The sequence below is a fragment of the Cohnella sp. 56 genome (genome assembly GCF_037963805.1).
Classification (GTDB): domain Bacteria; phylum Bacillota; class Bacilli; order Paenibacillales; family Paenibacillaceae; genus Cohnella.
Genome location: NZ_JAZDQE010000015.1, coordinates 90,044 through 110,322, shown reverse-complemented (window position 1 = coordinate 110,322; position 20,279 = coordinate 90,044). Strand labels below are relative to the sequence as shown.

Sequence of the window (20,279 nt, the reverse complement as noted above, 5' to 3'; positions counted from 1 at the left end):
CGGCAGGCATGATCTCTGACGCATAGGAGCGAACACAAATGGCGGATCTGGCCCACCGATACGAGAGCGGCTTCCCGACGATCGGCATCCGTCCGATCATCGATCGCCGCAAGCTGGTGAAGGCGGCAACAAAAGACATGACGATGGAGCTGGCGCATGCGGCCGCGCGGCTGCTGTCCGGGACGCTGCGGTATCCGGACGGCTCGCCGGTCGTCTGCGTCGTGAACAAGACCTGCATCTCCGGTCTCAAGGAAGCGGCGGCCTGCGCCGACCGGTTCGCCAAGGCGAACGTCGGCGTCATCCTGACCGTGGCCTCGGGCTGGTGCTATCCGCTTGAGACGATGGAGACGAACCCGCAGCTGCCGCATGCGGTATGGGGCTTCAACGGCACCGAGCGGCCGGGCGCGGTATACATGGGCGCGCTGCACGCGGCGCACAACCAGAAGGGGCTGCCGGTATTCAAGATCTACGGGCGGCATATTCAGGATATCGGCGAGCGGACGATCCCCGAGGATGCGGCTGCGAAGCTGCTGCGGTTCGCCCGCGCAGGACTTGCCGCGGCGCTGCTGCGCGGCAGGTCGTACCTGTCCATCGGCTCGGTGTCGATGGGCATCGCCGGCTGCATCGTCGACGATTCGTTCTATCAGCGGTACCTCGGCATGAAGAACGCCTACGTCGACATGACCGAGGTCAGCCGGCGCATCGACCGCGGCATCTATGACGAGGAGGAGCTCGGCAGGGCGCTGGCGTGGGTGCGGGACAAATGCGTCGTCGGAGACGATCCGAATCCCGAGGCATTGATGCTGCCGGACGACCGCAAGGCGCGCAATTGGGAGACGGTCGTCAAAATGGCGCTGATCGTCCGCGACCTGATGATCGGCAACCCGAAGCTGGCGGAAAAGGGCTACGAGGAGGAGGCGTACGGCTACAATGCGATCGCTTCCGGCTTCCAGGGGCAGCGGGAATGGACGGATCATCATCCGAGCGCTGACTTCCTGGAGGCGGTGCTGAACAGCTCCTTCGATTGGAACGGCATCCGCGAGCCATATATCGTCGCCACGGAGAACGACAATCTGAACGCCGTGACGATGCTTTTCCAGCATTACCTGACGAACACGGCCCAGATCTTCGCGGACGTGCGCGCCTACTGGAGTCCGGAGGCGGTAGCGCGCGTGACGGGTCATCGGCTCGAGGGCCGCGCGGCCGGCGGCGTGCTGCATCTGATCAACTCGGGGCCGGCTGCGCTCGACGGCACCGGCGAGATGTCGCGGGACGGCGTGCCGGCGATAAAGCCGCATTGGGAGATCACAGAGGAGGATGCCGACCGCTGCCTCGCGGCGACCTCCTGGCGGCCGACGTACATGGACCAGTTCGCGGGCGGCGGACATTCGACCGACTTCCTGACGCGCGGGGATATGCCGGTCACGATGGCGCGCATCAATCTCGTCGAGGGCGTCGGTCCGGTGCTGCAGCTCGCGGAGGGCTATACGATCGACCTGCCCGCGGACGTGCACGAAGCGCTGGACGCGCGCACGACGCCGACCTGGCCGACGACCTGGTTCGCGCCGAATCTGGTGCCCGGCGATCCCGTGTTCGACGATGCCTATACGGTGATGGAGCATTGGGGCTCGAACCACTGCGTCGTCAGCTTCGGCCATATCGGCGAAGACCTGATCACGCTCGCGAGCATGCTTCGCATCCCGGTCAACATGCACAACATCGACGCGAAGCGACTCTTCCGCCCGAGCGCCTGGAGCGCGTTCGGCACGAAGGACCCCGAGGGAGCGGACTTCCGCGCCTGCGCGGCATACGGTCCACTGTACAAGTAATCTCGCGTCGCTCTCGTTGGATCGCTCTTACGGCTTAACACCCGCTATTTTACGAATCTCGGAGGTTTTCCCATTGACGAATACGACGCATCCGCCCATCGGGCTGGCGAATCTGGAGCGATTCGACCTGCTGCCCCTGCTGAGAGACGGCGTGCAGGTGCATTATGAAGGCAGCATCGACAAGAAAGGCTTCAACTGGGACTGGGATTGGATGCTTTACAAGGACGGGCAGGAATACGTCATCTTCGACGTCGACGGTCCCGGCTGCATTTACAATTTCGTTCAGCACCGGTACCCGGACAGTCCCGAACCGACCTTCCGCTTTTACTTCGACGGCGAGCGCGAGCCGCGATTTACGATCAGGCATTCGGAGTTCGGACACAAGCATCCGTTCGTGACGCCGCTTGCGGATGCCTACATGGGTCCCGAAGATAGCGGACGCGGACCGATCCGCGTCGTGCGCAGCTTCGTGCCGATGCCGTATGCGCGCTCATGCAGGATCACGACGGATTTGCAGCTTAAAGGGTTCGAAAAAGGCGACGGCGGCTGGGGGCATGTCAACTATCATTCGTATGCGACGGCGGACGGCGTTCGGACCTATACCGGCCAGGAATCGCTCGAGCGGGTACTCGACATCTGGCATCGCGTCGGCGAGGACCCGAAGCCGCAGGTCGCTGCGGAGGCTGCGGTTGTCCGGGATCTGACGCTCGCGCCGGGCGAGGCGAAGCTGCTCCTCGACGTCACGGGCCCAGGCAGCATCGTCTCCATCCTGGCCGACGCGCCGGACGGAGACGACGGCGGCGGCAGGCCGGACTGGCTTCACGACATATGGATCAGGGCCACCTGGGACGGCCATGCCGCACCTGACGTCGACAGTCCGCTCGGCGCCTTTTTCGGCAACGAGCTCGGGTACAACAACATCGGCGTACTGTCGCACGGTACGCGGGCGGACGGCGTCCTGTACAATTATTTCCCGATGCCGTATTGGCGGAGCGCACGCGTCGAGCTGGTCAACAAGGGCAAGCGGAGCGCCCGGCTGCCTCGGTGGGAGATTCGGCACACCGATGCGAACAATGCGCTCTATCCCGAAGGCGGCACAGGCTACTTCCGGACGTCCGGCTACCGCGCCTCCCGAGCCACGCATCTGGCGGACAGCATCATCGGACATATCGAAGGCAAAGGCCATATGGTCGCGGCGATCGTCACGGCGCATGCCTGGCGGGAAGGCATCATCAGCTGCGAAGGCGACGTTCGCGTCCATATCGACGGCATCCGGACACCGCAGGTCGAGAGCGACGGCTCGGAGAGCTACGTTTGCTACGGCTGGGGCTTCCCGACGCCGCCAGAGGTCAATCCGTCGAGCGCCTACGACGGGCTGACGGACAGTCCTTGGTCGATGGTGCGGCTGTGCGCGGGCGACTTTTATCCGTTCCGCAGCGAGCTCGTCTTCGGCATCGAGGCCGGAGGCGCGAACAATCAGTACCTCAGACATTCCGGCATTTTGTTTTATTACGGCGTCGATGCGCCGGGCATGGTGCTGACGGACGAGATCGACGTCGGCAATCACGATTCGGAGACGTATCACGAATACAGCATGAGGGGCGGCACCGGCAGCTACGAGCTGGAGAGCGGCTTCGAGGACGGCGCGCGATCGACGCTCCGCGACCGGGGCAACGAATTCAACGGACATTCCGAATTCAGGGTCGCGGTCGAGCCGGGCAACATCGGCGTCAGGCTGCGCAGACGATCGGATCAGATCACGGGGCGGCAAAGGGCGAACGTCTACGTCGACGGCGTCCGCGTCGAGGAGCGGAGCTGGTACTTCGCGGATCGCAATCCTTACAAGCGGTGGCTCGAGGACGAGTTCGAGATTCCGGCCAAGTACACGGCAGGCAAGACCGACCTGGGCATCCGCATCGAATACGTCCAGGAAGGCGAGTCGCGCACCTGGAATGAATTCTACTATTGGATTTATTCGTTGGTATAAGGGCGGATGAGCATGCAGCGGACCTCTGATGTTAATGGCGTTAATCATCGGCAGTCTCCGGTTAGCCTGGATGCTGTCGAGCGCCGGCGGTTCGCGCCGGGGCCGTCGCCGTTCGATCGGCCTGCGCGTCAAGTCGAGCTAAGGACGGCCGAAGCGGCGTTTGCGCTGGCCGAGGCCCCGCCTGCGATCGTGCTGGACGGCGCCTGGGAGCTGGCGCAGGATGGCGACCCGGCGACGCGCCTGTCCGGCGCATGGGCGGACGCGATCCCGGCGCGCGTGCCGGGCAGCATTCACACGGCGCTTGCAGAGGCCGGTCTGTTGGCCGATCCGTCCTACGGCGACAATGCGTCCGCGGCCAAAGCGTTCAGCCACCGTACCTGGTGGCACCGCCGCATGTTCGACGCGCCCGGCTGGGCGGCCGCCGGATGGCCGGCGACGCTGACGTTCGACGGCGTCTCGCCCGGCTGCGAGGTGTGGCTCAACGGCGCCAAGCTCGGCAGCCACAACGGCGCCTTCGGCGGCCCGCGCTATGCGGCGGGCGCACTCCGGGAGACGGGCAACGAGCTGGTCGTGAAGGTGCTGCCCGCGCCGCTCGGCAACGAATGGACGGCCTGGCATTCGTCCGTCGTGTTCAACTGCAGCTACGGCTGGCACTATGTCGACCTGCCTGCCGTCGGCATCTGGCGCGCCGTGCGCATCGAGGCCGAGCCGGCCGTGTCGATCGGACGCCCGTTCGTCGCCGTCGCGAGCGCGGAGCGCGCCGCCCGCGGTCTGATCGACATCGCGCTCGACTTCGGCAGCCGCTCGGCCGGATGGTCCGGCACGCTGACCGGCACGATCGCGCCGGACAACTTCGCGGGCGATACGCTCGCCTTCGAGCTTGCCGTCGACGCCGCCACGAGCGGCTGCGGCCTGCGGCTGGAGGCCGAGGTTCCGCAGCCGCGGCTGTGGTGGCCGGTCGACATGGGCGAGCAGCCGCTGTACCGACTCGCGCTTGCATTCGCGCCAGACGGCGGCGGACTGCCGGACCGGCGGGAGACGACGTTCGGCATCCGGTCCGTCGAGATGGGCCCGCTGCCCGGCGGCGAGCGGCCGGATGCGTACAACTGGACCTTTATCGTGAACGGCAGGCCGATGTTCGCCAAGGGGACCGGCTGGTGCACGATGGACGCGCTCATGGATTTCTCCCGGGAGCGGTACGACCACTTCCTGAGCCTGGCGGCCGCGCAGCATGTGCAGCTGCTGCGGGCCTGGGGCGGCGGCATGCCCGAGACCGACGACTTCTACGATTTATGCGACCGCAAGGGACTAATGGTCATGCAGGAGTGGCCGACCTGCTGGGGCAGCCACGATCAGCAGCCGGCGGACGTGCTGGAGGAGACGGTCCGGCTCAATACGCTGCGGCTGCGCAGCCATCCGTCACTCGTCATGTGGGCCGGGGGCAACGAGATCGGCCAAGGGCTCGACAGTCCCGTGCTGGACATGATGGGCCGGCTCGCCGTGGAGCTAGACGGCACCCGTCCTTTTCATCTGACCGATCCTTGGGGCGGCAGCATGCACAGCCATATCGTCTGGAAAGGCTGGACGCCGTCGTACAGCTTCGATTATTACGCCAATCTCGACACCGTGCTGATCGGCGAGTTCGGACTCGCCTCCGCGCCGAACATCGCGTCCGTGCGCCGGTTCATGCCGCCGGAGGAGATGGCATGCTGGCCGCAGGAGCAGGGACGCAGCTTCTATCGCCACCTGCCGGCGTTCGATACGCGGGACGACTGCCGGATACTGACCGAATACGCGGATTCGTTCGTCCGCTGTGACGGGATGGAGGCGTTCGTCCTGGGCACGCAGCTCGCCCAGGTCACATCGCTCAGGCACAAGATCGAGCAGGCGCGCAGCCGCTGGCCGCATGAGATCGGCGTCATCACCTACAAGCTGAACGACGTATATATCGGCGTATCCTGGGCGACGGTGGACTGGTACGGCGCGCCCAAGCTGTCGCATTACTTCACGCAGGACGCGTTCGCGCCGGTCATGGCGAGCGTCGTCTTCTCCAAGCTCAACAGTCCGGAGCAATCGCAGACGGCGCCGGTATACGTATTCGACGACAGCGGCCGCCTCGGCGGGACATGGCGGGCGACCGTGCGTGTGTTCGGCCCCCGGCTGGACCTCCTATCGCGCGATACGTTCGAAGGCGAGGGCGCGGTCGACCGGGTGCTTCAGGTCGGCAGCATCGCGCTTGCGGGCAGGACGGACGGCGAAGCGCCGCTGCTCGTCGTGTCCGAGCTCGCGGATGCGGACGGGCTGCTGCACCGCACGTTCTACTGGATCAACTTCGATGGGCGGCAGGGCGTATTGACGCGTCTGCCGCGCACATCGCTGACGATGGAGTTGGACGCAGAGGGCGCGGCGACCGTGCACAATGCCGGGCCGCTGCCGGCAGTCGGCGTCGAGCTTTACCGCGATGCCGACGAAGCTCTCGTGCCCGAACGGCCGGCGCATTTGCTTTGCGAAGACAACTTCTTCTGGCTGGACGCCGGAGAGACGCGCACCGTCGCCGTCAACGATACGCGAAGTGTCGCCGTTCGCGCATGGAACGCATAACGATCCGCATCCAAAAAGGCTGTCGAGCGCGTCTCGACAGCCTTGCTATTTTTCGCGGCATTTTCCCGACCGGTCATTCCCACCAATGCTTCATGCGGCGATATCCGACGTCCCACAGCACCGCATCTCCCTCGATCACGATACGAAGCTCGTCGATCTTGCCGAAGGGGATCAGGATCGATTCGGTACGGGCTTCGTATTCATCGCTATAATCGAGAACCTGCTCGCCGTCCGCGTAGATGGACAAATGCCCATTATGCGCCGTCTGATCCGGAATGGCGTAGTTCGCGTAAAAGTTCACGTTTTTGAGATGCCCCAGCTTGAAGGTGAAGGTGCTGCCTTTGTCGCTGGCGTACGCGTTGATCTGCGGCTTGATGGGCTTGCCGTCGACGGTAAGGGCGGGCAGGGTGCCGGCGGATGGAGCATTGAGCTCGAGCGGCGCGTTCAAGGGCTGGAACGGGCCTTCACTTTTTTTAAAAAACGCATCGAATCCTTCAGATACAAGCACTACGCCCGCCAGCAGCGCGATCGCGCACAAGCCCGATGCCGCCAGCCGGCGCATCCGGGGTCCGGCAGAGCGGCTGACCCGGTAGACGGCATAGCCGATCGAGGCGCCGATTGTATTGGAGATGATGTCGTCCACATCGAACGATCCCAGGTACGTGAGCGCCTGAATCGTCTCCAGCGCGGCGATCGCCACCAGGAACAACGCAATGAAGCGCGCATACGACAGCCTGAACAGCAGCGGAATGACGATGCCGAAGGGAATGAACGCCGCGATATTGCCGAAATCGAACAGCCAGAAAAACGTCGGCTCGGGAAAACGCAGCGGCACTTTTTCCGGCACGAGCATGAAGGTGTAGCCGGACGTGTCGCCGGCGTGACTCGACCTGTTGAATGCCAAAAACATAAAGTAAAAAATGAGCAGCGAATACAGCGCAATTGCCGCGCCCGCCAGCCTTCTGAAATTCCGCTTCATTAACTCTTCACTGCCTTCCGCTTTATTTCCGAAAACACATTCTAGCTTTTTTCCGAGCGGGTGTAAAGAAACCAAAATAAAGCAACGACAGCAAAAAAGTCTTCTATAAATTATCGTGTCGCGCCTCCTATACTGAAAGCGATTCCAAAATCGGAATGTCAAAAGGAGGCGGTAAACGCGCCAGAGGCAGCGCAAGGCGGATCGTGCGCCGGGAGGAACCGCGAGCGACGGCGATCCGAGCCAGGCAAGGAGCAATGCCAATCGAAAGGGAGAGGTGAATCATGATGTTGAACCGAAGGACGATGGACAAGCGCTGGTCGGCATTCATCGTACTCGCTATGCTCGTATCGCTGCTGTCGCCGCTCGGACGGCATGTCGCGCATGCGACGGCGCCCAACGACAATTTGCTCGTCGATCCGGGCTTCGAGAGCGGCAACTGGTACAATTGGGGCTTTTTCAACAACAACTATTCGTCCGTATCCGTGCAATCCGCCGTCAAGCGCAGCGGCAACTACGCGTTCAAAGCAACCTTCTCGGGCAACGCCGAACTGCAGTACTTCAACAATGTGACGCCCGCCGTCACGCCGGGCACGAACTACTACTTCGAAGTATGGATGAAAACCGACAGCATCACACCGGCGGGTCAACCGAGCACGTATTACCCGGGCATGAAGATCTCGGCCTACAACAACAATACGTTCATCTCGCAGCCGGGCGGCATCCAATACGGCTCGGCCAATCAGGACTGGACCAAGCTCAGCGGCTCGTTCGCCACGCCGGCGAACGCGAACAAGCTCTTGTTCCTGATCGGCCGCTTCAATACGGCAGGCTCGGTGGCGGGCTCCGTCTATTATGACGATGCCTTCCTCGCCAAGCAGCCCGATTCGCTCACGCTGACACCGTCGGGCAGCGGGACGGCGCCGGGGACGCTGGACCTGTCGACGATCTCCGCCGCCGCCGTCTATGGCGGCAGCCCGACGGCCATAGCGGCGAGCGACCCGCATCTGGAGTGGAGCGTCGCGAGCGGCTCGGCGACGATCAGCGGCGGGCAGGTCGCATATACCGGCACGGCCTACGGCGGGCAAGTGACGCTCAAAGCCTCCTACCTGGGCAGGGAGGCGACGGTGAATGTCACGTTCAACCCTTCCGACAGTACGGCACCGAGCTGGACGGCGGGCGCGGTCACTGAGACCTATCCGACGCCTTCGACGCTGCATTTGACCTGGACGGGCGCGACGGACAACATCGCCGTGACGCAGTACAAAGTATACGTCAACGGTCGCGCGGAGCAGACCGTGCAGACGGCTTCGGCGGACCTGACCGTCACGCCGGGCGAATCCTACCGGATCAAGATCGAAGCCGGAGACCAGGCGAATCAATGGAGCACGAACGGTCCCGCCAAGGAGCTGTCGGCGCCGACGGTCACGAGCGTCTGGACGGTAGAAAAATGGCTGTCCGCCGGCAGGACCGATGCGGGCGTCGTCCTCAACTGGACGGCGGCCGATCCCGACGCAGGCGTCACGCAGTACAAAATCTATCAGGACGGCACGCAGGTGTCGACGGCGCCGAACACCCGCACGTTCGCGCTGTTGAACGGCTTGACGCCTTCGACATCGTATACTTACAAGATCGAAGCCGTATCGGCCGCCGGCACGTCGACCGACGGACCGTCCACGGTCGTCACGACCCTCTCGCCGGCCGCGCCGATGCAGATCAACGGCGGGATGGACTATGACGGCAGCTGGAACCGCAACAGCGGCTCCATCCCTGTAGTCATCGACTCCCAGGTCAAGCACGGCGGCTCGGGCAGCTTCAAGTTTGCTTTTACGGGCGCCGACGCGTTTCTCGGTTACGATCAATACTTGCCGGTCAATCCGGGAGATACGTATTTTTACGACTTCTGGATCAAGACGGATCAATTGACGGATCAGAATACGTCTCCGAGCGCCAAGCCGAACGTATCGCTGCAGCAATTCATCACCGGCCAGCAGTACCCGGTCATCACCCAGGTCGCCTCTTCGCTGCCGGCGACGCAGGACTGGACGGAGTACAAGGGGACGTTCACCGTCAGCCCCAACGTGTACGAGGTGCGCGTGCTCGTCGAGCGGCGGAAGCTCGGCACCGGCACCGTGTCCGGCACGCTGTACGTCGACGACTTCTATATCTCGCGTGCGCCGACCTCGATTACCTTGACGCCGGGCAGCACCACGTACACGGTCGGGCAGAAGGTATCCCTGGCCGACCAGATGACGGTAGGCGCTTCGTTCGGCGGCGGATTGTCCGGCAATATCCCGCAGGGGGCGCCCATCGTCTGGGAGGTGACGGCGGGCAGTGCGACCGTCACGGGCGGCAAGCTCGTCTACACGGGGGCCGCGACCGGAGGCGCCGTGACGCTGAAGGCGACATACGGCAACAAGTCGGCGACGGCCAGCCTTCAGTTCCAGCCGGAGAGCGTGGCGCCGGCATGGCCTGCGGGGGCTGCGCTCCGTACCGATGCCAAGGGTACGAGCACGCTGAAGCTGAGCTGGCCCGCGGCGACGGACAATGTGAGCGACGTCTCCTATGAAGTGAAGGTGAACGGGACGACGCAGAGCGTTCAGGCAACTACGAATATCGCGCTGACCGGACTCGCATCCGGGTCGACGAACGTGATCGTCGTCCGGGCCAAGGATGCCAGCGGCAACTATGCGTCGCCCGATCTGACCGCTACGATCGTCACCTCATCCGCCCAGGACCCGATCTGGTCGACCGGCTCCGAGCTTCATGTCGTCTCCGGCAGCATCGCGAGCGGAGGCGCGACGCTGGCCTGGAGCGGCGCGACGGACGATGCGGCCGTGACGCAGTACAAACTGACGGGCACGAGCGCCGCCGGCACGGTCACGGTCACGACCGGCGCCGTCACATCCTATGCGCTGACGGGCCTGCAATACAACACCGCCTACACGTTCCGCATCGAAGCGGGCGACGCCGGCGGACGCTGGACGATCGGAGGACCGACCGTGACGTTCACGACGGGCAAGCCTGCGAGCCTGAACGCCAGCCTGAGCGTCCACGAGAGTCAGACGATCCGGGCGGTCACCAACCAGCTGCTCGGCTACAACACCGACTGGCTGTCCTCGCAGGATATACTGCTCGAATCGAACACATCGTTTAACGTCAAGCAGTCCTTTTACGACCTGATGCAGGACGTCCCGGCCGGACTCATGCGCGTCGCCGGCACCGACTCCATGGCCATGCGCTGGAAGTACACGCTGGGCGATGCCAATGAGCGCAATGCGTTCCCGAGCGTCTACGGCGGCAACACCGGCATTCAGCGCTACGGCATTATGGAGTGGCTGAATTCGACCAAGACGCTGGACGCCAACCGCAAGATCACGTGGACGTTCAACATGCTCAAGGAGACGGCGGCCGACCAGGCCGATCTGGCCGAATTCCTGACCGGCGACGGCACGCACGATCCGAACGGCGGCACGAACTGGGCGCAGAAGCGCATCGACTACGGCCACCCGGACCCGGTCCAGGTCGCGACATACGAGCTGGGCAACGAGCTGGACAGCAGTTCCCGTTTCCCGATCGCGACCTACATCCAGAAGAGCAAGGACATCATCCGCGAAGTCAAGCGGGTCGATCCTGACGCGAAGTTCGCGGCGCTCGCAGTCACGGGGCCATGGGGCGCCAAGTATGGCGGACCGACGGGCAACTGGCGCGACTGGCACAATACGGTGCTGCAGGAGATCGGCAACGATATCGACTACATCACGTTCCATCCGTATTATTACGGCCTGCCGCCCAGCGAGATCGAGAAATATCTGAACGCGCTGCGCGACGACATCGCCGCCTGGGAGAGCAGCCCGGCCAATGTGAATCCGGCGCATCACATCCAGGTGTACATCTCCGAGCACGGCGTCTGGCCGATCGGCGACGGGGAGCCTGCCAACTATGCGACGTACGCCTACAGGACGCATGACCTGAACGGCTCGCTGGGCGTAGCCGAATTCATCAACCGCATGTACAAGCGGCCCGAGGTGGCGCTCATGTCGCTGCACGTGCTGGCCGGCGGCACCTGGGGCGTGCTGAACAAATCAAGCGGCGGCACGCTGTACGCGACCGGACTGCGCGACATGCTGAGAGTCGAGGGAGCCGCGCTGGGCACGAATGTCGTCCGTACGGACATCAGCGGCGATCTGACGAATCCGGCCGACGCCTCGTCGACGCTCACGGTCAATGCGATGACGACCGCAGGCGGGGGACTGAACCTCGTGCTCATCAACCGCAGCCCCGATACCGAGCGGCCGCTCAGCCTGTCGTTCGACGGCGGCAGCTACAAGCTGGTCAAAAAAACGGTGCTCACGGCGGACGACCTGACCTCGACGGATACCGAGAGCAGCCGGCCGATCACCGTGACGACGACGAACGTATCGGGCACGTCGGCGATCTCGAGCTATACCGTGCCGACGAAGAGCATGGTCGTGCTGTATTTGGAGCATCTGTAGGACAAAAACCGGGAGCTGCCTCGCAAGGGGCGGCTTCTTTTTTTATAGTGTGTCGAGGGGGGATGGCGAGCGAGAGGCGCGGCGCGGTTGAACGAACCGGGGCGCCCGGCGCATTTCCGCGAGCTTATAATTATACGGCATTTGGATAGTTTAAAAGTCAAAGCTGCAAACGGAGTGAGCGCAAGATGAACATCGCCATACTGCTGTTGACAGCGTCTCTGTTGACGGGACAGGCCGATGGTAGCAATTCGGGCAAACCGCCCATTCGCGAAGACTCTCTGGAGCTGCAGCTCCAGGATATGCTGACGCTGCTCCTGCTGCCCCGGATGACCGAGAAGCTGGCCGAAGCGTATGCCGATCTTCTGTACGAGCCGCCTCAGCTTTATCCTTATTTTGTAAATGTAAATCGTATCGACCGCGTGTACGGATTCCGCAGCTATGCGTTTGTGCTGAAGCTCGACGCCTATCCTGCGATCGGGCCGCATATCGGGGTGGGCGAAGATTCATTCACATTCCGGCTATCGTCGATGATGCAGCCCGAGCTAGTCAGGTTCGAGCACAAGCGAGGTCCCGACAAAAAACAAGTTCCCCCAAACTACCGCTATCTGATAAAATGATTGAATTCGCTGTACATAAATGGAGAATGAATCGAATGACTTTATTGATCGTGCTGGTCGTGATCGTGATGGCTGCGGGCTTCGTCGCTACTATCGCAATCGGACAATCCAAAAGCAACAAGGAAGAAAACTCGCGCTATTCCCAGCAGACGGGGAGAAAATGGGCGAATCTGAGCTGGATTTACGTTGTGTGCGTAGTCGCGATCGTGGCGGTGCTCGTCTACACGTTGAACCGCTGACACATATGTGTTCGTCTCCGGAGGGGGCGCTCGCCCGCTCGCTGCGCTGTAAGCGGGAAAAGTGCCGTTACAGGTGGGGCGAGTGCGCCGGGTGGTGCTGCAAGCGAGGAAAACGCGGCTACAGGAGCGGGGCTGCGCTGTAAGCGGGAAAAACACCGTTACAGGTGGGGCGAGTGCGCCGGGTGGTGCTGCAAGCGAGAAAAACGCGGCTACAGGAGCGGGGCTGCGCTGTAAGCGAGAAAAACACCGTTACAGGTGGGGCGAGTGCGCCGGGTGGTGCTGCAAGCGAGAAAAACGCGGCTGCAGGAGCGGGGCTGCGCTGTAAGCGGGAAAAGTGCCGTTACAGGTGGGGCGCGGGCGCCGGGTGGTGCTGCAAGCGAGGAAAACACGGCTACAGGAGCGGGGCTGCGCTGTAAGCGAGAAAAACACCGTCACAGGTGTGGCGAGTGCGCCGGGTGGTGCTGCAAGCGAGAAAAACGCGGCTGCAGGAGCGGGGCCGCGCTGTAAGCGAGAAAAACACCGTTACAGGTGGGGCGCGGGCGCCGGGTGGTGCTGCAAGCGAGGAAAACACGGCTGCAGGAGCGGGGCCGTTTGCGGTATGCAGTATGCGATATGCGATATGGAACAACCGTCAGGGGGATTTTCCTTGGCGGTTTCTTTTTGCTGCGTTTTTTTCAGAAACGAAGGTTCATATTCGCCCCGCTCCCGGAATAAAGTTAGCCGAGAACCTGTCTCATCCGAGGCATAGAAGGAGGTGGACCTGATGCCGATGACCGAACCGACGATCGCGCTGCTCGGTCTGGGTACGGCCGTGCCGGAGTACAAGCTGGATCAGACGGACACGGCGTTGCGGCTGGCCGAGGCGCTGCGCGATACGCCGGACGCAGGCCGCTGGGCGAAGCGCATCTTCAAGCAGTGCGGCGTACATACGCGTTATACTTGCGAGCCCGATCTGCTCGAGCCGGCCGATCGCAACCGATACTTCGCCCAGCTGTCCGGCCTGCAGGTGCCGACGACTGCGGAGCGCATGTCCACGTACAAGCAGGCTGCGGTCCCGCTCTCGCAACGTGCAGCGCTCCATGCTCTCGAGGACGCCGGACGCGCAGCCGCCGACATCACGCATCTGCTGACCGTGAGCTGTACGGGCCAGTTTCTGCCCGGATTGGACACCGAATTGACCAAGCGGCTGGGACTGTCGCCGTCGGTGAACCGCATTCCGCTGACTTTCCTCGGCTGTGCGGCGGGCCTGAAGGCGATCGGGATGGCCCGCGATATCGTGCACGGGCAGCCTGAAGCCGTCGCGCTCGTCGTGTGCGTCGAGCTGTGCACGCTGCATATTCAGCCTTCGGCGGAGCGCGAGGCGCTGTTCGGCGCGTCTTTTTTTGGAGACGGCGCCTCTGCATGCGTCATCGGAGCTGCCGGCGCGAACGGCGGCGACCGGTTCGAGCTGGGCCGTCCCGTCAGCACGCTGCTGCCCGACTGTGCGGAGGAGATGGTGTGGGAGGTCGGCAATCACGGCTTCGACCTGTACCTGTCCGCACGGATCTCCGCACTAATCGGTCAATATGTCCCGGACCGGCTTAGGCCGCTGCTGTCCGGCAGCGCGTCGCTGCCGGATATCTGGGCGATCCATCCGGGCGGCAAAGGCATCATCGACGCGCTGGAGACGGAGCTCGGGCTGAAGGAGGCGCATACCCGCTACAGCCGCGGCGTCCTTCGCGACTATGGCAATATGTCCTCCGCGACGCTGCTGTTCGTACTCGACGCGATCCGGGAATCGATGCGCGGCGAGAGCGAGAGGAAGGCGGGGCTGTGTCTGGCGTTCGGTCCGGGCCTGTCCTGCGAGATACTCCCGATCGCCTATGCGCCGCGTGTGGCGGGAGCGTCGTCGAAGGTCGATGCAGCGCCTGCAACAGCCGTGAAGACAGACAGCGGGGCAGACAGCGGGACGGACAGCGGGGCAGTCACCAGCACAGCCGCCGCATGCGCCGGGTCCGACGTATGCCTCCGCCGCTGTGCGGCGCCTGCGGCAGGCAGCATGTGCACAGTCTCTTGCGCAGCGGGGTCTCCCGCATGGCAGGAATCGCATGTATAGCCCGTTCCGATCGCGCGCGACGGCCCCCGAGCTGATGGACGACCTCGCGCAGGGCGGAGCCGAGCTGCGCGAGGCGCTGCGGCATCTGCGAAGGCTGAACCGACTGTTCGCCGCATCCGGCCGGACGCTGTATGGCGTCGTCCGGCTGTGGGAGCGGGCCGGCAAGCCGCGGCGGCTGACGATCCTCGACATCGGCGCGGGCTCCGGCGACGTCAATAGGGCGCTGCTGCGCTGGGCCGACGCAGAGGGCATCGCGCTGGCCATCACGCTGGCCGACCGGACGAAGGAGGCCTGCGCCGAAGCCAGCGCATACTTCGCGGCCGAGCCCCGGGTCGGCGTCGTCTGCCGCGACCTGTTCGAGCTCGGCGGGCAAGCGGCGGACATCGTGACCGCTTCTCAGTTCGTCCATCACTTCGACGACGATGAGCTGCCCGCTGTCGCGGGAGCGATGCTGCACGCCGCGCGCCTCGGTGTCGTGATCCAGGACATCCACCGGCACTGGCTGCCATGGGCGGCCGTCTGGCTCGCGACGCGGATCATCTCGAGCAACCGCTATATTCTGAACGACGGGCCGCTGTCCGTCGCCAAAGGCTTCCGCGCGGCGGATTGGGAGCGGCTCGGAGAGCGGCTGCGCGCGTCCGAGATCAACTACAGCTGGAGACCGTTGTTCCGCTATGTCGTCACGATCCCGAAGACGGCACCGGCATGAGCAGTCTCGAAGGCCAGGACTTCACACCGCCGGAGCGCTTGATCGCGAGCAGAGAGGTCGATGTCGCGGTCATAGGCGCGGGCATCGCGGGCAGCAGCCTTGCCAAGGCGCTCGCGGATCGCGGCTGGCGGGTAGCGCTGATCGACAGACGCGCATTCCCGAGACATAAGGTTTGCGGCGAGTTTCTGTCGCCGGAGGCGATGGGCATGCTGAATGAGCTCGGCCTGGCGCATCGCATCGAGGCGCTGCGGCCTGCGGTCGTGCGCGCCGCGCGATTGACCGCGTACGGCGCCGAGCCGGTCCGCGTGCCGCTGCCGGGGACCGCCTGGGGGCTCAGCCGGTATGCGCTGGACGAGACACTGCACGAGCAAGTCCGCAGCGCCGGCGCCGAGGTGGCCACCGGGACGAGCGTCACGGCGCTCCGTCGGGGGCCGCAGCACTTCGCGCTCGGCCTCAAGCGGGACGGCAGGACGGAGCTTGTACGCGCACATGCGGTCATCGGCGCCTGGGGCGGCAACGGCCGCATTCCCGGGCTCGCCGGAGCCGGCCGGCCGAAGCGGGAGACTTCGCCTTACATGGGCGTCAAGTCTCACTTCACGGGCTGCACCGTCTCGGACGAGGTGGAGCTGTACTTTTTCGCAGGCGGCTATCTGGGATTGTCTCCGGCCGGGGACGGCATCGTCAACGCAGCGGCGCTGATCGACAGACGCACCTGCGGGACGGCGCCGACGACCGTGCAGGGCTGGCTGGAACTGGCTCTGACGCGTTGTCCCGCATTATCCCGGCGACTGGCCGGCGCGGTACCTATAGCCGATTCGCAAGCTGCGGTCGCGCCTGTGCGGCTGTACGGCAAGCCTGTCGCCTGGGACGGCGTCCCGCTCGTCGGCGACGCCTGCGTGACGATCCCGCCGCTCTGCGGGGACGGTATGTCGATGGCGCTGCGCGCCGCGCAGCTGTGTGCGGCGTCGGCTGACCGCTACTTGAAGGGCGAGCTGACGATGGCGGCCTGGGAAGCCGATTATGCGCATGCGGTTCGGGCCGAATTCGCCAGGCCGCTAAGGTGGGGGCGCCTGCTGCAGCGCGTCTCCGCCCATCCGGCGCTGGCCCGGCTCGCGCTTGCGGCCGCAGCCCGCTTGCCCGGGCTCGCCCGGCGGCTTGTCCTGGCAACACGGCTGTCGGGCCGCGAAGCGGCGGCGGATGGATGAGCCGATAGCTACAGTGTTAAACGGGATGATGTCGCAATTTTGGAGTCATTGGAAGTCTTGCGGAGGGTTGTCGCAGTAATACGTGGAAACGGGGCAGATGGAGAGGGCGGCAATCGGCGCCCTCTCTTTGCTTGTGCGAAGACTAGGCCTTCCTGTACACGATGAGGATCGAGGCTCTCTGATGGACGATGCCTTGGGACTGCGTCTTGCTGAAGGAGCCGTACATCACGTTGATGACATCCTTCTCCTCCAGGCTGGCGAGAAACTCGTTGGCTCTTTTTTCGGCGAGCGAATACTCCGTGTCGAGAAATTCTTTAACCTGGATCAATGTGATGCTCCTCCTCGTGTTGGTGCTCCAGAATCGTTACGGTGTACGTACCCTGGGGCGATCGGATCAATACAGTTTCATTTTGCCTGGCGAAGACGAGTCCCATGCCAAGCGGCGACATAAAAGAAATGCAATTGTGCTCCAAGCGGACCTCTTCGGGAAATACGACGGTGAACAGCTCCTGGTCGCCGTCCTCGTCGAAGCGAACCCGCACGCGCGAACCGATATACACGCATGAATCGATGCCGTCCCGATATTCGCCGGCGACGAGACTCTCGATTCTTTCCTCGTATTTGCGAATGAACGATATCCACTCGTTTTTCTCCATAGACGGCTCCGCGATCCAGCTTTTCTCAAGATCGTATTTATTCTCGTCCAGATAGACGAGCTGCCGGATCAGCCGCTCGCGCCAGTAAGGGGAGATCGCACTACGGCTCATAGTAGATCTCACCTCCCAAGCTTGACCGCGCGCTCGCAACAGCGTTGATAGGTCTGATCATGCCAATTCCTCCCTATAGCAAAATAGATCCCGACCGGGATCTTAAACCTTATCATAGCACCGAACATTTTTTTTGCAAGTAACATGGGATGTGAGGTATACTGGTTTGAAATGAATTTGTGGAGGGTGCCGAATGTCATCGAAAATTAAAGTCGGAATTGTCGGATTCGGGAATTTGGGACGCGGCGTACATAAGGCAGTCGCACAAAACGAAGATATGGAACTGGTCGCGGTATTCACCCGGCGGGACGTTAATGCGGCGGGAGCCGATGTCAACTTGAAATTCGAGCCGATCGCCAATCTCGAACGCTACAAGGGCGAGATCGACGTCATGATTTTGTGCGGAGGCTCGGCTACCGACCTTCCGGAGCAGACCCCGATGGTCGCCGCCATGTTCAACACGGTGGACAGCTTCGATACGCATGCGAAAATTCCGGCGTTTTTCGAAGCCGTGGACCGCGTCGCGCAGCAGGCGGGAACCGTCAGCGTAATCTCGACCGGCTGGGATCCGGGTCTGTTCTCCATGAACAGACTGCTCGCCGAGGCGATCCTGCCGCAGGGCCGGGATTATACATTCTGGGGCAAGGGCGTGAGCCAGGGCCACTCCGACGCGATCCGCCGCGTACCGGGCGTCAAGGCCGGCGTTCAGTACACGATTCCGGTCGAGAGTGCGATCGCGCGCGTGCGCAGCGGCGAGAACCCGGAGCTGGCAACCAGCGAGAAGCACGAGCGCGTATGCTATGTCGTGGCCGAGGAAGGCGCCGACCGGGCTTCGATCGAACAAACGATCAAAACCATGCCTAATTATTTTTCCGATTACCATACGACCGTCGAATTCATCTCCGAAGACCAGCTGAAGGCGGAGCACAGCGGCATGCCGCACGGCGGCTTCGTCATCCGCAGCGGCGTCACCGGAGACAACACCAAGCAGCTGATCGAGTTCGGACTGAAGCTCGAGAGCAATCCTGAATTCACGGCCAGCGTGCTCATCGCCTACGCGAGAGCGGCCGCCAAGCTGTCCCGCGAGGGTGCGAAGGGTGCCAAGACGGTCTTCGATATCCCGCTCGGACATCTGTCCCCCAAGTCTGCTGCGACGCTCCGCGAGTCGCTGCTCTAACCTTCAACCTTGCCTCTTCCGAGGCAAGGTTTTTTTGTTGATAAACAAATCAAATGACCGCAATAAAAAATAATAATTTGTATTCGTTAGCATTATTCATTTATGATTTACTAAAAATAAATGCCTTTTAATGCAAATTAAGCGTCTAAAAGTGCAAAGGAGTTATCGAATGTCGACAAACACCGTTGAGAACAAGGACCTGGAGAACGCCAAACGCTATGTACAAACCGTCTATGACGCGGTTGTCGCGCGCAACCCGCATGAACGTGAATTCCAGGATGCAGTCAAGGAAATCTTCGATTCTCTCGCACCCGTACTGGCAGCCAACCCCCACTACATAGAACAGCGCATCCTTGAGCGGATGGCTGAACCCGAACGGATGATCACGTTCCGGGTACCGTGGGTCGACGACCGCAATCAGATTCAAGTCAATCGCGGGTTCCGCGTGCAATTCAACAGTGCGCTCGGCCCGTACAAGGGTGGACTGCGCTTCCATCCTTCCGTCAATGCAAGCATCATCAAGTTCCTCGGCTTCGAGCAAATCTTCAAAAACGCGCTGACCGGCCAACCGATCGGCGGCGGCAAGGGCGGCTCCGACTTCGATCCCAAAGGAAAATCCGATCTGGAGATCATGCGGTTCACGCAGAGCTTCATCACCGAGCTGTATCGTCATATCGGACCGGATATCGACGTTCCGGCAGGCGACATCGGCGTCGGCGGACGCGAGATCGGCTACATGTTCGGTCAGTACAAGCGCATTCGCGGCAATGAAGCGGGCGTCTTCACGGGCAAGGGCGTCGGCTACGGCGGCAGTCTGACGCGTACGGAAGCGACCGGCTACGGCTGCGTTTATTTCGTACAGGAAATGCTCGGCGCGCGCGGTGACAGCTTCATGGACAAGACCGTCGTCGTGTCGGGCTCCGGCAACGTATCGATCTACGCCATGCAAAAAGCGGCCGAGCTGGGCGCCACGATCGTCGCATGCAGCGATTCGGACGGTTATATTTACGATCCCGACGGCATTAACATCAATACGGTCCGCCGGTTGAAGGAAGTCGAACGCAGACGCATCAGCGAATATGTCGCCGAGCATCCGCGAGCGACGTACCATCCCGGCAGCCAGAATATCTGGAACATCAAGTGCGATATCGCACTGCCCTGCGCCACGCAGAACGAGCTGGACGAGAAGTCTGCACACATCCTCGTCGAGAACGGCGTCAAGGCGATCGGCGAAGGCGCCAACATGCCGTCCACGCTGCAGGCGATCGACGTGTTCCATTCGTCGGGCGTATTGTTCGGGCCGGCCAAGGCCGCCAATGCCGGAGGCGTCGCCGTCTCCGCGCTCGAGATGTCGCAGAACAGCATGCGGCTGTCCTGGACGTTCGAGGAAGTCGACGCCAAGCTGAAGACGATTATGAATAATATTTATCGTCAAAGCGTCGATGCCTCGGAAGCTTACGGCCACGCCGGCAATCTGCTGATGGGCGCGAATATCGCCGGCTTCAAAAAAGTCGCCAATGCCATGATCGCGCAAGGCGTCGTATAATCGATAAAGCATTCGCACCGACATTCGCAAGCCTT

Annotated in this window: 14 protein-coding genes; 11 read left to right on the top strand and 3 right to left on the bottom strand. The window is 62.7% G+C overall.

What is annotated here, in order from left to right; translation table 11 throughout:
• Positions 1-38 precede the first annotated feature (38 nt).
• The 3 genes from VQ071_RS22890 to VQ071_RS22880 all read left to right on the top strand — a co-directional run bounded on the left by VQ071_RS22890 (position 39) and on the right by VQ071_RS22880 (position 6,417).
• The gene (locus VQ071_RS22890; RefSeq protein ID WP_340516554.1) at positions 39-1,829 is read left to right on the top strand and encodes an L-fucose isomerase; all 1,791 of its coding nucleotides are present in this window, start codon (positions 39-41) and stop codon (positions 1,827-1,829) included.
• Between the two features lie 73 nt (positions 1,830-1,902).
• On the top strand, positions 1,903-3,816 hold the full coding sequence (locus tag VQ071_RS22885; protein WP_340516553.1) for a DUF2961 domain-containing protein: 1,914 nt from the start codon (positions 1,903-1,905) through the stop codon (positions 3,814-3,816).
• A 12-nt stretch (positions 3,817-3,828) separates the two neighbouring features.
• The gene (locus VQ071_RS22880; RefSeq protein WP_340516552.1) at positions 3,829-6,417 is read left to right on the top strand and encodes a glycoside hydrolase family 2 protein; all 2,589 of its coding nucleotides are present in this window, start codon (positions 3,829-3,831) and stop codon (positions 6,415-6,417) included.
• A 73-nt stretch (positions 6,418-6,490) separates the two neighbouring features.
• On the opposite strand, the gene VQ071_RS22875 is transcribed toward VQ071_RS22880, so the two are convergent.
• Positions 6,491-7,396, bottom strand: a complete 906-nt coding sequence (locus tag VQ071_RS22875; protein WP_340516551.1) for a VanZ family protein — start codon at positions 7,394-7,396, stop codon at positions 6,491-6,493.
• A gap of 281 nt (positions 7,397-7,677) precedes the next feature.
• On the opposite strand from VQ071_RS22875, the gene VQ071_RS22870 reads away from it, so the two are divergent.
• From VQ071_RS22870 to VQ071_RS22845, 6 genes are all read left to right on the top strand, one after another.
• Positions 7,678-11,889, top strand: a complete 4,212-nt coding sequence (locus tag VQ071_RS22870; RefSeq protein ID WP_340516550.1) for a fibronectin type III domain-containing protein — start codon at positions 7,678-7,680, stop codon at positions 11,887-11,889.
• Positions 11,890-12,074: 185 nt separating this feature from the next.
• Positions 12,075-12,506, top strand: a complete 432-nt coding sequence (locus VQ071_RS22865) for a DUF3888 domain-containing protein (RefSeq protein ID WP_340516549.1) — start codon at positions 12,075-12,077, stop codon at positions 12,504-12,506.
• A gap of 35 nt (positions 12,507-12,541) precedes the next feature.
• Positions 12,542-12,745, top strand: a complete 204-nt coding sequence (locus tag VQ071_RS22860; RefSeq protein WP_340516548.1) for a hypothetical protein — start codon at positions 12,542-12,544, stop codon at positions 12,743-12,745.
• Positions 12,746-13,508: 763 nt separating this feature from the next.
• Positions 13,509-14,840 (top strand): type III polyketide synthase, encoded by a 1,332-nt coding sequence (locus VQ071_RS22855; protein ID WP_340516547.1) that lies wholly within the window; start codon positions 13,509-13,511, stop codon positions 14,838-14,840.
• Positions 14,833-15,549, top strand: coding sequence for a methyltransferase domain-containing protein (locus tag VQ071_RS22850; RefSeq protein ID WP_340516546.1), 717 nt, complete (start codon positions 14,833-14,835; stop codon positions 15,547-15,549). Before VQ071_RS22855 ends, VQ071_RS22850 begins: the two co-directional genes overlap by 8 nt.
• On the top strand, positions 15,546-16,754 hold the full coding sequence (locus tag VQ071_RS22845; RefSeq protein ID WP_340516545.1) for an NAD(P)/FAD-dependent oxidoreductase: 1,209 nt from the start codon (positions 15,546-15,548) through the stop codon (positions 16,752-16,754). Before VQ071_RS22850 ends, VQ071_RS22845 begins: the two co-directional genes overlap by 4 nt.
• 142 nt (positions 16,755-16,896) lie before the next feature.
• Here the strand turns inward: VQ071_RS22845 and VQ071_RS22840 are convergent, their stop codons facing one another.
• Positions 16,897-17,082: a hypothetical protein gene (locus VQ071_RS22840; protein WP_340516544.1), complete on the bottom strand. Its 186-nt coding sequence runs from the start codon at positions 17,080-17,082 to the stop codon at positions 16,897-16,899.
• Complete coding sequence (locus tag VQ071_RS22835) at positions 17,069-17,521, bottom strand: GreA/GreB family elongation factor (protein WP_340516543.1); 453 nt, start codon at positions 17,519-17,521, stop codon at positions 17,069-17,071. The genes VQ071_RS22840 and VQ071_RS22835 overlap by 14 nt, the downstream gene beginning before the upstream one ends.
• 193 nt (positions 17,522-17,714) lie before the next feature.
• Between VQ071_RS22835 and VQ071_RS22830 the strand changes: the two genes are divergently transcribed.
• Entirely contained in the window at positions 17,715-18,698 is a 984-nt protein-coding gene (locus VQ071_RS22830; protein WP_340516542.1) for a diaminopimelate dehydrogenase, read from the top strand.
• A 169-nt stretch (positions 18,699-18,867) separates the two neighbouring features.
• Positions 18,868-20,244 (top strand): NADP-specific glutamate dehydrogenase, encoded by a 1,377-nt coding sequence (gdhA, locus tag VQ071_RS22825; RefSeq protein WP_340516541.1) that lies wholly within the window; start codon positions 18,868-18,870, stop codon positions 20,242-20,244.
• The last annotated feature ends 35 nt before the right edge of the window (positions 20,245-20,279 follow it).